Annotated in this window: 9 protein-coding genes; all 9 read left to right on the top strand. The window is 37.1% G+C overall.

Features of this window, described 5'->3' with window-relative positions; genetic code table 11:
• Positions 1–62 precede the first annotated feature (62 nt).
• The 9 genes from AC27VX_RS13975 to AC27VX_RS13935 all read left to right on the top strand — a co-directional run bounded on the left by AC27VX_RS13975 (position 63) and on the right by AC27VX_RS13935 (position 15891).
• Positions 63–725 (top strand): succinate dehydrogenase cytochrome b subunit, encoded by a 663-nt coding sequence (locus tag AC27VX_RS13975; protein ID WP_236856226.1) that lies wholly within the window; start codon positions 63–65, stop codon positions 723–725.
• Positions 726–740: 15 nt separating this feature from the next.
• Positions 741–2753 carry a fumarate reductase/succinate dehydrogenase flavoprotein subunit gene (locus AC27VX_RS13970; protein WP_236856225.1) on the top strand — a complete coding sequence of 671 codons (2013 nt, stop codon included), beginning with the start codon at positions 741–743 and terminating at the stop codon, positions 2751–2753.
• Between the two features lie 24 nt (positions 2754–2777).
• Positions 2778–3545: a succinate dehydrogenase/fumarate reductase iron-sulfur subunit gene (locus AC27VX_RS13965; protein WP_488696174.1), complete on the top strand. Its 768-nt coding sequence runs from the start codon at positions 2778–2780 to the stop codon at positions 3543–3545.
• Between the two features lie 296 nt (positions 3546–3841).
• Complete coding sequence (locus AC27VX_RS13960; RefSeq protein WP_236856223.1) at positions 3842–5386, top strand: TlpA family protein disulfide reductase; 1545 nt, start codon at positions 3842–3844, stop codon at positions 5384–5386.
• Between the two features lie 108 nt (positions 5387–5494).
• Entirely contained in the window at positions 5495–6901 is a 1407-nt protein-coding gene (gene rlmD / locus AC27VX_RS13955) for a 23S rRNA (uracil(1939)-C(5))-methyltransferase RlmD (RefSeq protein WP_300685639.1), read from the top strand.
• 81 nt (positions 6902–6982) lie between these two features.
• Complete coding sequence (locus tag AC27VX_RS13950; protein ID WP_236856221.1) at positions 6983–7459, top strand: hypothetical protein; 477 nt, start codon at positions 6983–6985, stop codon at positions 7457–7459.
• A complete protein-coding gene (locus AC27VX_RS13945; RefSeq protein WP_236856220.1) occupies positions 7425–8087 on the top strand; it encodes a DUF6048 family protein in 663 nt (220 codons plus the stop codon). Before AC27VX_RS13950 ends, AC27VX_RS13945 begins: the two co-directional genes overlap by 35 nt.
• A 179-nt stretch (positions 8088–8266) precedes the next feature.
• A complete protein-coding gene (locus AC27VX_RS13940) occupies positions 8267–11302 on the top strand; it encodes a reprolysin-like metallopeptidase (protein ID WP_488696171.1) in 3036 nt (1011 codons plus the stop codon).
• Between the two features lie 167 nt (positions 11303–11469).
• Entirely contained in the window at positions 11470–15891 is a 4422-nt protein-coding gene (locus tag AC27VX_RS13935; RefSeq protein ID WP_488696169.1) for a GEVED domain-containing protein, read from the top strand.
• The last annotated feature ends 39 nt before the right edge of the window (positions 15892–15930 follow it).

Below are 15930 nucleotides of genomic sequence, written 5' to 3'. Positions count from 1 at the left end.
TTCTCACTTTTCGATATTGTTAACATTTCCTAATTTTGTAGGAAATTCAAATTTAAACTTATATGGCAGGTTTAACGAGTTCTACGATAGGTAGAAAATACGCTATGGCATTATCAGCTATGTTTTTGCTGATTTTTCTTATACTGCATTTGACAACCAATTTGTTATCAGTTCTAAACAAGGATGCATTTAATACAGCATCTGACTTTATGGGCTATAATCCTTTTGTGCAGTTCTTAATGCAGCCTATTCTTGGCTTTGCAGTAATATTCCATTTTGCGATGGGATTTGTACTTGAAATCAAGAATAACAAAGCGCGTCCGGTAAAGTACGCATCAAACAACGCGTCTGTGAATTCTTCATGGATGTCCAGAAATATGATTATTTCCGGAGCTGTTGTGTTGGCTTTCCTGGCGCTTCATTTATATGATTTCTGGTTACATGAAATTAATTACAAGTATGTAGAAGGGCTGGCTCCTGATGCAGAACGTTTCTGGCCGGAACTTCATGAGAAGTTTGCTGACCTTTGGAGAGTGGCTTTATATGTGATCTCTTTTGTTCTATTGGGATTACACTTAGCTCATGGCTTTCAGTCTTCGTTCCAGTCAGTTGGAGCAAGACATCCAAAATATACGCCGGTAATTAAGGCTTTTGGGAAATGGTATTCAATCCTTATTCCTGCAGGATTTATCATCGTTGCAGTTTTTCATTTTGTAACTCAATAATATCAATATACTAGTATGAGTAAATTAGATTCAAGAATTCCGGCGGGTCCTCTTAAAGACAAGTGGAAAAATCATAAAGACCATATGAACCTTGTTGCACCAAACAACAGAGATAAGATTGATATTATTGTTGTTGGTACAGGTTTAGCAGGTGGTTCTGCTGCTGCAACTTTAGCAGAGCAGGGATATAATGTAAAAGCATTTTGCTACCAGGATTCTCCAAGAAGAGCGCACTCTATTGCGGCTCAAGGAGGGATCAACGCAGCTAAAAATTACCAAGGAGACGGTGACTCTACTTACAGATTGTTCTACGATACCATCAAAGGTGGTGACTATAGAGCAAGAGAGGCCAACGTTTACAGATTAGCTGAAGTTTCTGCTAACATTATTGACCAGTGTGTTTCACAGGGGGTTCCTTTTGGAAGAGATTACGGCGGTCAGCTAGACAACCGTTCATTTGGAGGAGTTCAGGTAAAAAGAACGTTCTATGCTAAAGGACAAACAGGTCAGCAGTTATTATTAGGTGCATATTCTTCAATGAGCCGTCAGATTGGTAAGGGTAGAATTAAAATGTACAACCGTCACGAAATGATGGAATTGGTAATTGTAGATGGAAAAGCAAGAGGAATCATCGCAAGAAACCTGGTAACAGGTGAAATCGAAAGACATTCTGCTCACGCTGTTGTTATTGCTTCTGGAGGTTATGGAAACGTATATTTCCTTTCTACCAACGCAATGGGTTCAAACGTTTCTGCAGCTTGGAAAATCCACAAAAAAGGAGCGTATTTTGCAAACCCTTGTTACGTACAGATTCACCCGACTTGTATTCCGGTTCACGGAACGCAGCAGTCTAAACTGACTTTGATGTCTGAATCATTAAGAAACTCAGGAAGAATTTGGGTTCCTAAGAAAATTGAAGACTCAGTTGCGATCAGAGAAGGTAAATTAAGACCTGAAAATATTAAAGAAGAAGATAGAGATTATTATTTAGAGAGAAGATATCCTGCATTCGGAAACTTAGTGCCTAGAGACGTTGCATCTAGAGCGGGTAAAGAAAGATGTGATGCTGGATTCGGAATCGAGAATAATGAAACGAAAGAAGGTGTTTACTTAGATTTCTCTACAGAAATCATTAAAAAAGGTAAAGAAGCCGCTATCGAAAAACATATTCACAATCCTACAGATCAGCAGATCTATGATTTAGGAAAAGCTTGGATCGAGGAGAAATACGGTAACTTATTCGTAATGTACGAAAAGATTACTGCTGATGATCCTTATAAGACTCCAATGAAGATTTATCCTGCAGTTCACTATACAATGGGTGGTGTATGGGTTGATTATAATCTTCAGTCTACAATTCCAGGATGTTTCGTAATTGGTGAAGCTAATTTCTCTGATCACGGAGCAAACAGATTGGGAGCTTCTGCTTTGATGCAAGGTTTGGCAGACGGATATTTCGTACTTCCCTACACGATTGCAGATTACCTTTCAGCGGACATCAGAACAGGTACAATTCCTACAAACTCTGAAGATTTTGATAAAGCTGAAAAAGAAATTAAAGATAAAGTTGATTTCTTCTTAAATAATAAAGGAACTTATTCAGTAGATCATTTCCACAAAAAATTAGGACACATCATGTGGAATAAGGTAGGAATGGGAAGAACTCCTGAAGGTTTGAAAGAAGCTATTGCTGAAATTGCTCAGGTGAAAAAAGAATTCTGGGCAGACGTGAAAGTTCCTGGTGATGCCGATGGAATGAACACTGAGCTTGAAAAAGCATTCAGAGTGGCAGATTTTATTGAGCTTGGACAATTGATGGCTATCGATGCTTTACACAGAAACGAATCTTGTGGTGGACACTTCAGGGAAGATCATGCTACTTCAGAAGGTGAGGCAGAAAGAGATGATGTTAACTTTAAATATGTTGGAGCTTGGGAATATCAAACAGATGATATCACAACAGAAGTTCTGCATAAAGAAGACTTGATCTACGAAAACATTGAAGTTAAAGCAAGAAGTTACAAATAATCTCCAACCTATAAAAAAATAATTATGAGTGCAAAAAAAGGCCTTCATCTTACCCTAAAAATTTGGAGACAAAAAAATAGCAAAACTAAAGGTCAGTTCGAGACCTACAAAATATCAGATGTTTCTACAGATTCTTCTTTCTTAGAGATGTTAGATATTTTGAACGAAAATATTATTAACGAGGGAAAGGAACCTATCGCTTTCGATCACGACTGTCGTGAAGGAATCTGCGGAATGTGTTCTCTTTACATCAATGGTAGAGCACACGGCCCGGATACAGGTATTACAACTTGTCAGCTTCACATGAGAATGTTCAAAGACGGTGAAACTATCGTTATTGAACCTTGGAGAAGTGCTGCTTTCCCTGTTATTAAAGACTTAATGGTAGACAGAAGCGCATTCGACAGAGTAATGGCTGCAGGAGGTTTTATTTCTGTAAATACTTCTGGTAATACGTTGGATGCTAACGCAATTCCAGTTCCTAAAGAAGATGCAGACAAGGCAATGGATGCTGCTGCTTGTATCGGATGTGGAGCTTGTGTAGCGACGTGTAAAAACGGATCTGCAATGCTATTTGTGGGAGCAAAAGTTTCTCAGTTTGCTTTACTTCCTCAAGGTAGAGTAGAAGCTAAGAGAAGAGTTCTGAACATGGTGAAAGCTATGGACGAAGAAGGATTCGGAAACTGTTCAAATACTGGAGCATGTGAAATTGAATGTCCTAAAGGTATTTCTCTTGAGAATATCGCAAGAATGAACAGAGAGTACATGGCTGCTTTTGTAGATCAAGGATAGAATTGATTCAAATACATAAAAAATCGCCTTCATTTTGGAGGCGATTTTTTTTATGGAGGTTGATTACCTGTTAAAGTTTGTTAACTTATTAATAAGCTTTAGCATTCTTTTATTTAATAAGTATATATTTGGAGGGCATTTGAATTGTTCTAAAGAAATTTTTCATGTGCTTTTTAAAGGTGAAAATGTATTTAAAACATCACCTTTGATCGGTCCTAATAAAATTTTTAAAAAAAATAACCAGTGTGAATTAAGAAGCCCTAAAAAGCTTATTTTTGTATAATATTAAAATTGAAATGAAAAAATATCTTTTATTGTTTATCATCGCGATTTTCGTGATGTCTTGTTCAAAAAAAGTAGAGGTAAAAGGAAAAATTACTGGAAGTTCACCATTAGAAAGAATTGAATTTGTTGAAGCTTCAGGAGTAGGAACCTTGCCTTTGATTAATATAGGCTTAGATAAAGACGGCAACTTTTCAGGAAGCTTTGAAGCTCCAAAAGATGGTATGTACGTGATCAATTATGCAAACAAGCAAAACCTTATCTACCTTGAAGGAGGTCAAAAGGTTAATATTTCCGGAAATGCAATGACTTTTCCTAATGAATACGTGATTACCGGAGATGCTAAAAAGAATAATGATTTCCTTACAGCAAGTCAGAAGTTTCTGGGAGAATATGGTACTAAAGTTAATTTAGGAGCATTAATGAGCGGAGACGAGGCAGCATTTGTAAAAGGAATGCAAAAAGTGGAAGCTGACATTAATAAGAATATAGATGACCTTGCTCAGAAAAATAACCCAAGCAAAGGACTTTTAGCATGGAAAAAGAACGATGCTAAAGTAACTATTCTGAACCTGCTTGCTAACTATGAAATGTCACATGGTCCAATGTCTGGAAACCCATCTTACAAAGCTTCTAAAGCTTTTAAAGATTACGAAACAAAACTGGATGATGACAAAGATGCAATGGTTAAAGCTATTCCTCTTTACAGACAGTACCTGCTTGTAAAAATGACTCCCGATTTTCAAAAATACGCGGAAGCTAACAGCAAAGGGAAAACAGGAATTACCACTTCAGAGATGTTTGCTCAGTATTTGAAAACTAAGAAAGATCTGTCACAAACTGCAAAAGACTATCTTTTGGCATTTGTAATGGCTCAGGCTGATATTCACCCAACAACTCCTGCAGCGAACATTGATAAAATTAAAAAAATCATTGATACAGATATTAAAGATGCTACCATTAAAAGTGACCTGTTAAAAATGCAGGTAGCTATTACAGGACTTAAAATTGGAGATGCAGCTCCTGAAGCACCTTTGGTAAAACAAGATGGAAAGGCGTATAACCTTTCTGAAAACAAAGGGAAGCCTTATATGTTATTCTTCTACGCTTCATGGAATCCTTATATTGGTGAAGCTACAGTACCTGTTTTAAAAGAAGTAGTTAACTTCTATAAATCTAAAATGAACTTTGTATTCGTAAATGTTGACGATACTAAAGATCAGTTCATCAAAACAAGTAATTCTTTACTGAAAGGAATTCAGGGAGTAAACGTATATGGTGAAAAAGGAATGGAATCTGAGATTGCTAAGAAATATGGTGTTTACGGATTTAAATTACCTTGCTTTGTAATCGTTGATAAAGACGGGAAGATTGCCAGCAGATCTTTTGTGAACTTAGGTGAGCAGGAATTGGTGGTTATCCTTGATAAATTAACCGGTCTTTCAGCGCCAAAAGTAGAGCCGAATATGCAGCAGATGCCACAGCAATTGCAAATTGATCCTTCTGCACAACAGCAGGCTCCACAGCCAGCAAATCCTCAACCTGCTAAAGCAAAATAATAAACTTTAACATAGTATAGAGACCTTATCTTCGGATAAGGTTTTTTTTATTGTATTTTTGCAAAATGGAACCGAAAGGTTTCGTATTAGAAAAATAGAATTTATAGAATGAGAAAGAAGAAAGATATTATTCTTGAAAATATTAAGCTGTTAAATGCCGGAGCAAAAGGAGTCGCTATTGGTAAAACGGAAGACGGTAAAACAGTATTGGTTTCAGGAGCCATTCCTGGGGATATTGTAAATGTCAGAGTGAAAAAAGCTAAAGCCAAATATTATGAAGGAGTAGCAGAAGTTGTTTTGGTAAAGTCTCCTTTTAGAGTAGAGGCTAAATGTATTCATTTTGGCACTTGTGGAGGATGTAAGTGGCAGAATATGAGTTATGAAAAGCAACTTGACTTTAAACAGGAAGAAGTATATAATAATATCAAAAGAATCGGAGGTATTGATGATTTTGAAACCGTACCCATTTTAGGTTCTAAAGAACAGTATTTTTATAGAAATAAAATGGAGTTCTCTTTCTCCAATGCAAGATGGCTTACCCAGTATGAAATCAGTTCCGAAGAAAACTTTGGGAGTAAAGATGCTTTAGGATTTCATATTCCGGGAATGTGGAGTAAGATTCTTGATCTTAAAGAATGTTTCCTGCAGGAAGATCCTTCCAATGCAATAAGGCTGGCTGTAAAAGAATATAGCGTTAACAACGGACTTGATTTCTTTGATGTGAGAAACCATGCAGGGTTTTTAAGAACCCTAATGATGAGACAGAACTCTAAAGGTGAATGGATGGTACTTTTCCAGCTTTACAGAGAAGAGAAAGAAAACAGAGAAAAACTTTTTGAATTCCTGTTGGAGAAATTTCCGCAGATCAAAACATTGGTATATGCTATCAATCCAAAATCTAACGACTCTATCTACGATCTGAACATCAATGTTTACTTTGGAGAAGGATACCTGATGGAAGAAATGGATGGCCTTAAATTTAAAATAGGACCTAAATCTTTCTTTCAAACCAATTATAAACAAGCTCTGGAATTGTATAGAAAAACGTTGGAGTTTGCAGATCTGAAAGGAGATGAAGTTGTATATGACCTTTATACAGGAACCGGAACCATAGCACAGTATGTGGCTAGAAATGCAAAACAGGTAATAGGAATAGAATCTGTACAGGAAGCAATAGATGCTGCCATTGAGCATGCTGAATTAAACGGTCTTACCAATACAACGTTCTATTGTGGAGATATGAAAAATGTCTTTAATGATGAGTTCTTAGAAAATCATCCAAAGGCAGACGTCTTAATCACTGACCCTCCAAGAGATGGAATGCATCAGAAAGTAGTAGAACAGATTTTAAAACTGGCACCGGAAAAAGTGGTATATGTAAGTTGTAATTCTGCTACACAGGCAAGAGATCTTGCATTAATGAAAGAACATTATACGCTGGTTAAAATATTACCTGTAGATATGTTTCCTCAGACCCACCATGTAGAGAACATTGCGTTATTGGTAAAAAAATAAAAAATTATTTAAATTTGAATTTCAAATCTTAATATGAAACGCCAGTTCCATCTGACTAAATAAAAATATAAAAATATACAGATGAAATATTTTAAATTTCTTATCATAATATGCTTTTTAGGAACGCTTTTTTCCTGTGGAGGAGAGGATGATATTTGCGAAAGTGGAGAAGGTACCCCGAGAATGAAAGTCGCATTCAGATCTGCAGATTCGGATAAGCCAAAAACACTGGATTCACTATACGTGGCAGTGGATTATGGTTCCGGAAAAGTTGATTTGGGGAGGCTTGTGAAAATTGACTCAAGGCTTATTCCTTTAAGAGTAGACGATTCTCCTTACACTGATGTGTATTTTAAACTGACAATTAAAGGAGCTGAATCTAAAGTAAGAATCAACTATACTACAAAGTCGAGTTATGTATCTCCCGGTTGTGGTATTAAGAAGTATTATGAAAATTTAAAATCAGAATTAATAACCCCAAATCCCGTTCTTAAGCTGGAAGACGGACTAAATCAAATAGAGAATGAAGACAAGACTAATCTTTACCTTGTTTTTTAGTTTATTAGGAATAATAAGCTGGGCACAGGATAAAAAAGGAGAAGAAAAAAAGGAGCATACTAAATATGAACCCAATTTTATGGTTGGTCTTGATGCCTTGAATACAGGGATGGGATTTTTCTCAGACAGAAAGCTGTATCAGGGATTCATTTCTTCAAAAATTAGAGGAAATGTTCATGCTGTCGCAGAAGCAGGTTTCGAGAAGAATATATATCAGAAGAATGGTTATGACGCCAAAGTAAATGGTCCCTTTGTAAAATTGGGGGGATTCTATATGTTGGCAAAAGATGCAGAAAATGAATTCAACGGTTTTTATGCGGGAGGAAAAGTGGCCGGATCATTCTATAAGCAGGAATATATGGCAGTGCCTGTTCGTGGATTTGGAGGAAGTAGTTCTTCTGAAACTTTTCCCTCATCATCTCAGTCATCTTTTTGGCTGGAAGGCACATTGGGAGGAAGAGTGCAGCTGTTTACTTCCAATTTCTATATTGATGTGAATCTCCAGCCGAGATATTTGATGTATACATCCAAGCAGGATGATATCTATCCGATGATTGTACCAGGCTTTGGGAAAAGCTCTTCAAAGTTCAATATGGGATTTGCATGGAATATTGCGTATAAATTTTAGAAATAAAAAAGATTTGCTTTTAAAGTATATAAAACACAAACTGTAGAACGTTCTACAGTTTGTGTTTTTTTTAATAAACATAAGTGTTGAATGTATTTTATTAAAAAATATTGAATCATTTGTTAACATAATGTTTAAAATAGCTATATTTGGCAAAAATTATAATTGTATTTTAATTTATGAAAAGAGTATTTACTGCCTTAATTTGTAGTTTGATAGGTATTTCTGCGACTGCACAGTGGACACCTACCAGCGCTAAAGTAGATAGCCGAAAAAGGCCAACAGATGTTAAAACCAGTACTGTCGTGTCATATTTCAAATTGGACCTAAATCAATTAAGATCCAAATTGAAAGACGCACAGGAAATGGGAAGAAATGCTAAACCTATTGTTGTTTCAATCCCTACTTTGGACGGGAAAGTTAAAAATTTCAATGTTTATAGTTTTCCTGTTGTTGTGAAAGAACTTGCTGATCAATATGAGCTAGGTTCTTATGTAGGAACTGCAATTGATGATCCTACTCAGAGTATTAGATTCTCTGTGGCACCAAATGATTTTCAATCAATGTTGTTTAACAATGGAAATTATGAATTTATTGAACCAGTAGATAAATCAACAGGATTATATTCTGTACATCCTAAAACTGCAAAATCAGGTGACAAGGCTTTTGTATGTAGTACTGCAGAAGCTCCTTCTTCTGTAAAACAAATTGATAACCTGCTTAAAAGAGGTAAATCTTTTTCAAATCAATTGGGTAATACTGCTGTAGGTAATACAAATAAGAGTTACGATAAGCAATACAGAACATTAAGATTAGCAATGTCTGTTACAGGTGAATATACTCAGTTTTTTGGAGGTGTTGCGGGAGCTTTAGCTCAAATTAATGCTACAATAACAAGAGTGAATTTTGTTTTTGAAAAAGATTTTGCATTGCATTTAAATGTATTAAATTATCCGGCTCTTATTTATCCGAATCCTGCATCTGATCCTTATGCGACAGTTACGAACGCGAGTCAGCCACCATCTTCTTGGAATACTTCGCTTCGTGATGTTTTGGCATCCCAAGTAGGGCAGGCAAATTATGATATAGGTCATTTATTTGGGGCTTCAGGAGGTGGAGGAAATGCAGGGTGTATAGGTTGTGTTTGTTTAGATCCTCTTCCTACTGGTTATGATCAGGTAGTAGGCTATGGCAAAGGATCGGGAATCACTTCACCGCTTACAGGAAGTGTAAACCCAACTCTTGCTGCGCCGCCATCAGGTGATACATTTGATATTGATTTTGTTGCTCATGAAATGGGCCATCAATTGGGAGCAACTCACACTTTTGCACAGACTTTGGAAACTTATGGTACCAATATGGAACCTGGTTCTGGATCTACAATTATGGGGTACGCAGGTATTACAGGTGCTACTACAGATGTTCAAGCGCACTCAGATCCATATTTTCACGTAGTAAGTATAGATCAAATCCAAGATAATCTGATAGATAAAACTTGTGATGTAGAAACTCCAATTGTAAATAATCCTCCAGTGATTACAAGTATGGCAGATGTTACGATTCCAAAAGGCACTGCATTTGTATTGACGGCTTCGGCTACGGATCCCGAAAATGATCCTATGACTTATACTTGGGAAGAAGTAGACAACGCAAGTGTTACTATTAATAAGACTAATTTGGGATCAACTTTGACAGGAGCTACTTTCAGGTCGTTAACACCAACGACAAGTCCTACTCGTTATTTTCCTAAGTTAGAATCTGTATTAAATGGATATTTAGACAATAGCAATAATACTTGGGAATCAGTTTCAAAAGTTGCAAGAACAACAAATTTTGCAGTGACTGTAAGGGACAATAATCCAAACCCGGCTCAGCAACAAGCAGATTATGATATTCAAAAAGTTATTGTTGGGAATGATGGACCTTTCAAAGTAAATACTCAGTACTTAAACGGTGGTACTACAAATGTATTAGAATGGGCTGTTGCCAATACAGTTGCTGCTCCATATAATGTAGCGAATGTTAAAATTGACTATACTACAAATAATGGAACTTCTTGGGTTACGTTAGCCGATTCTACTCCTAATGATGGTACTGAAAGTTTTACTTTCCCTGCATCTTTAAATGGGCAGTTAATCAAGTTAAGAGTTTCATCTATTAATAATGTATTCTATGCAATAGGACAAATTAATGTAATGGCATTTTCTGCATGTGATGGTTCTGCTCCTTCAGGAGTGGCAGCAAGTAATATTACCTTAAACGGAGCTACTGTAAGTTGGACACCAGTTTTAAATGCTACTTATATTATTAATTACAGAAAAACAGGGCAGACAACTTGGATACAAACAACCTCTAATACACCTACTGTGACATTGTCTGGCTTAGCTGATGGAACAAGCTATGAAGTTCAAGTAGCAGCTGTTTGTTCTGGAACTGCAGGAACATTCTCAAATCCAATAACTTTCGTAACTACAGCAGTAACGTATTGTACAGCAGCAAGTGATAGTGGACAGTATAATTATATTTCTAATGTTACATTAGGTACAGTAAACAATACAACAGTAGGAACAACATATTCAGACTTTACAACAAATCCGATATTACAAGCTACTTTGCAAGCAAATAGTTCAAATACAATCAGTGTTTCTATTACTACAACAATTAGTGGTGCTGCAAATAATGGAATGGCTGCATGGATCGATTACAATAAAAATGGTCTTTTTGAAGCTAATGAAAGAGTTTTAAATATGGTTGGAACAGCTTTACCAGTTGGAGCTACTCCAAAAACTGCAACGTTTACTGTTCCATCTACGGCGGTGACAAATTCTCCATTAAGAATGAGAGTCGTTACAGTTTTACTTAACGCGGCAAGTATTGGTGCTACTATACCAGATTCTTTTGCATGTGGATCGTTTTATAATGGAGAAGTGGAAGACTATAACGTAGTTATTGCAGATAACCTTGCAACTGCTGAAACTAGTGTGAAGAACAACGGTATTCAGATCTATCCAAACCCTGTAAGTGATATTCTAAATGTAACTAAAGTTTCGGATAAAGCGACTTATAAAATTTATAGTGCCGTCGGACAATTAGTAGATAGTGGAAATATCAATAATGGAAAAGTTAATGTTTCAACTTTAATTAAAGGTGGATACGTTATTACGATAGATGAGAAGGGCGCAGAGCAATTCAAATCTAAATTCATCAAAAAATAGAGTTAACTCTTAAATATTAGTAAATCCCCGGGACTTCCCGGGGATTTCTTTATTTAAAGCATAAGTGAATAAATTGTTTGATTTTTACAAAAAAAATCTAAAAGCACCTGTAAATTAATAATAAAAAATGATTAGATTTGTATGATTAACATTATAATGAAAACATTATGAAGAAACTCTTTACCTCTTTAATTCTGTTTCTCTGTTTGATTTGTACAGGCTTTGTATCCAAAGTCTCGGCTCAGGCAGGTCAGATCGGGACAGGAACAGGTACCTCTGTGTACCTCCCCATACGTTCCTACTACGGGTATAGCTACTCTCAGCAGATTTATACCGCTGCTGAAGTTACTGCTGCCATAGGTACATCTACCTATATCACATCCGTAAAATTTTATGTGAATACAGCTGTTCCCTCCCAGGATGTCTATAAGGATTGGGTAGTGTATATGGGAAATACAACCCAAACCGCTTTTGCATCCAATACCAACTGGGTTCCGTTTAGTTCTCTGACTCAGGTTTATTCCGGAGATTTACCCACTCTGACCAATGGAAACTGGGTGACTTTGCAATTAACCACTCCCTTTCAGTGGAATGGTACAGATAATCTTGTAATTGCTGTTAATGAAAAAACTCCGGGTTATTCAGATTCACCAGGTGTAGCTTGGGGATCTTACAATGTAACGGGAGGAAACAGAGGGATGGTTTATTATGAGGATACTGTCAATCCCAATCCTGCATCACCTCCTGTAGCAAAAGATGTACTAGCCAGTATTCCAAGAGTACAGCTGGTAAGTTATCTTTTGACTGCTTGTACAACAGCTCCTCCTGCTAATATTGCAGTAAGTAATTTAACAGCTACTACTGCGAATGTTACCTGGAATGCAGCTACAGGAGGTACTTATATTGTTAGATACAGACCTGTAGCAGGAGGACCATGGGTAACTATTAATGTACCGGGAACCCTTACAGGCAGCCAGGCATTGGCAGGGTTGATAGAACAGACTCAATATGAAGTTCAGGTAGCCACCATCTGTGGAGGTACTACAGGAGCATTCTCTTCTAGTGTAAACTTTACTACACCAGCTATTACATATTGTACTGCGGCTTCTACAAGTTCAATTATAGACGGATATATCAGCCAGGTTGCGGTGACGGGATTAGGTGCTCCTTCTATGGTAAGTAACTCAAACTTTAGTAATTATACAGATTATAGCACAGATCCCACAAGACTGGTTACTCTGGTAAGAGGTAATACAGCTACGGTTAGTGTTGCTAAAACATGGCCGGATTATCAATGGGGATTTGGAACAGCGGTTTGGATTGACTTTAACCGAAATGGTGTTTTTGAAGCCAGTGAAAGAGTATTAAACTCTGCAAGTAGTACAACAACTCCTGTTACAGCTACTTTTACCGTACCGGGAACTGCTTATAGTGGAAACCTTACAACAAAGATGAGAGTTGCTTTAGCAGAAAGTGTAACCCCTGGTGCTTGTGGAACTTTCTCTTATGGTGAAGTAGAAGATTATGCTGTGAGGCTGATTGATCTGTCTGCTTGTACAGCAGCACCTCCTGCCAATATCTCAGTGAATAACATATCACCTACCTCAGCTAATGTTACCTGGACCTCAGCAACGAATGCTACTTATATAGTAAGATACAAACCTGTAACTGCAGGAACTTGGTTATCAGTGAATGTCAATACACTGCTGGCAAGTAATGTTTTGCTTAACAATTTACTGGAACAGACTCAGTATGAAGTACAGATAGCTACTGTATGTGGAGGCACTACAGGAGCGTATTCATCCAGTGTACTCTTTACTACCCCTGCTATTACTTACTGTACAGCGGGGCCTACAAGTACTACTTCAACCGGGTATATTAATAATGTAACCGTTACTCCAACAAATACACCTATTATGGTGAGTGATTCAGGGTCAGATGGTTATAAAGATTATACCACAGATCCTACAAGGGTCATTATAATGGAAAGAGGTTCTACTACTAATAAAATTTCTGTAAACAAATACTGGCCGGCTTCTGCTACTTCTTATAGCGTGGCTGCATGGGTAGATTTTAACAGAAACGGTACTTTTGAAATAAGTGAAAGAATACTGAATACTACCTATAATACAACAACTCCGGTAACTGCAAATTTCGTTGTACCTACAACAGTAAGTGGGCTTGTTTATACAGGTACTCTTCCTACCCGTATGCGTGTTGTCATGAGATATTATGATACCGCTAATGCTTGTGGATCATTTACACAGGGAGAAGTTGAAGACTATGCTGTGAAGTTTGTAGATTCTCAAACTTGTACAACTGCTGCTCCAACAAATATTACAGTGAATAGCGTTACTGCTACTACAGCTACAGTATCATGGGTTTCAACAGTTGGTGGAACATATACAATTAGATATAGAGTAGCACCTAGTGGTACATGGCAGACCATTACAGTACCTGCAGGTCAGAATTTCTATACCATTACTGGTCTTACTGAGCAGACTAACTATGAAGTTCAGATTTCTACGAAATGCGGTACTTCTACAGGAGGGTACTCTTCATCAGTAACATTCACAACACCGCCATTAAGTTACTGTCCGATGACAGGTACCGGAACTAACGATCATATTTCAAATGTAACCGTTACTTCTTCAAACCTGGGAGTTCCTGTGATGAATAATACTTCAGTGCAAACGAATTATATCAGTTACGCAACCCCTCAGACACTTATTACTTTAGATGTTAATTCTCAAAATAATAAAATCTCTGTAGCAAAAGGTTGGACTGGTTCTACAGGAAATGACGCTGTAACAGCATGGATTGATTTTGACAGAAACGGACAATTTACAGATGCAGAAAAAATTCTGGTTTCTGCTGCAAGTACAGCTACTCCTGTTACTGCTACATTCTCTGTTCCTTCAACTGCTTATACTGGTGCACTTACAACTACAATGAGAGTTGTCTTGAAACGTACAAGTGCTCCTGTTATGTGCCAAAATGCAATAGACGGAGAAGTAGAAGACTATAAGGTGAAAATAAGACCATGTAGCAATGCTACTCCAAATGCTCCTACATTTGTAGCTACACACACTTCTGTTACAGTTAATATTACAGGGGCAGGGGTAAGCTACGTTGTGAGATACAGAGTTCAGGGAACTACAGCATGGACTCAGGTGTATGCTTCTACACTGTTAGCAAATATTCCACTTATAATCAATGGATTGACGCCAGCTACAACTTATGAAGTTGAAATTGCAGCGATTTGCGGAGATGTGGTAGGAACTGCTACTGCAATAAAAACATTCACTACAAGATGTGACCCAACGCCTCCAAGTGTTACAGTTACTAATATTACCCCAACCACTGCATTGGTTACATGGAACCCAACTGTACCAAGTGCTACCTACTATATGCAATGGAGAAAAGTAGGGACTACAACATGGAATAATGTTAATCTTCCTGCTCCTCCTACCAATACATATGTACTAGGAAGTGTGACTCCTTTAGAGCCATATACAACGTATGAAGTGCAGATTGCTAATAAGTGTAACGGAGAAACAACGATGAATCCATATTCAAATCCGAAAGTATTTACTACGGAAAGAATATGCCAGCTTCCTCCTCCTGGTTTAACGATTACCCAATTGTTACCAACATCAGCGGAAGTTAAGTGGGATCCGTTCCCGGGAGCGACCTATCTTCTTAGATACAGAAAAGTAGGTATTCCTAGCTGGACTGAAGTTCCATCATTAGTTAATAATTTAGTATTAACAGGTCTTACTGAACTGACAAAATATGAAATGCAGGTTGTAAATATCTGTAGTGGTACACCTGGAACTTATACTCCTCCATACTACTTTACAACTCCTACTGTGGTGTATTGTAAAATGGCTTCAGGAAGTTCAACAGGAGAACATATTTCTAAAGTTACAGTTAAGCCGAATGGTAAAAAGACTATGGAAAATGAATCAGGAGCATCAACTTATACAGATTATACAGGCGTTCCTAAGACTTTCATAGAATTGATTCAAGGATCTACAGATAATGAAATCATTATTGAGAAGAAATGGACTGGAAATACCTACAATGAAGGAATTGCAGTATGGATCGACTTCAACAGAAATGGAGAGTTTGATATCAATGAAAGAGTATTTACTTCACCTCCAAATACTACAAGCCCGGTATCAGGGAAATTCAATGTTCCTGTGGATGCCTTTGTAAGTATGACTGATTACAAATATGTTGTAATGAGAGTCGCAATGGAGAGAGATGGTATTCCAGTGAATTGTATCGGCTTCAAAAACGGAGAGGTTGAAGACTATACGGTAAGAATTTCTAAACCGGTAGTTGCTAATCCTCTTGATCAGACTGACATTATGATTTATCCTAACCCGGTAAGCTCAGTATTGTTTGTGAAAAATATTAGCAAAAGAGCTAAATATAAAATCTACAATTCAGCAGGGCAGGTAATCGCAGATGGTATCCTATTAAATAACCAAATCAACGTAAGCAGATTGATTAACGGTGTTTATGTAATAGATATCGATGATAATGGTAAAACTGTTCAAAAGAAATTTATTAAAGAATAATAGCTAAATTTCACATAGAATAAGCCTCCGGAAACGGAG

The organism is Chryseobacterium sp. 14P4.3.2 (genome assembly GCF_057799275.1).
This window is presented reverse-complemented; position numbering and strand designations above follow the sequence as displayed.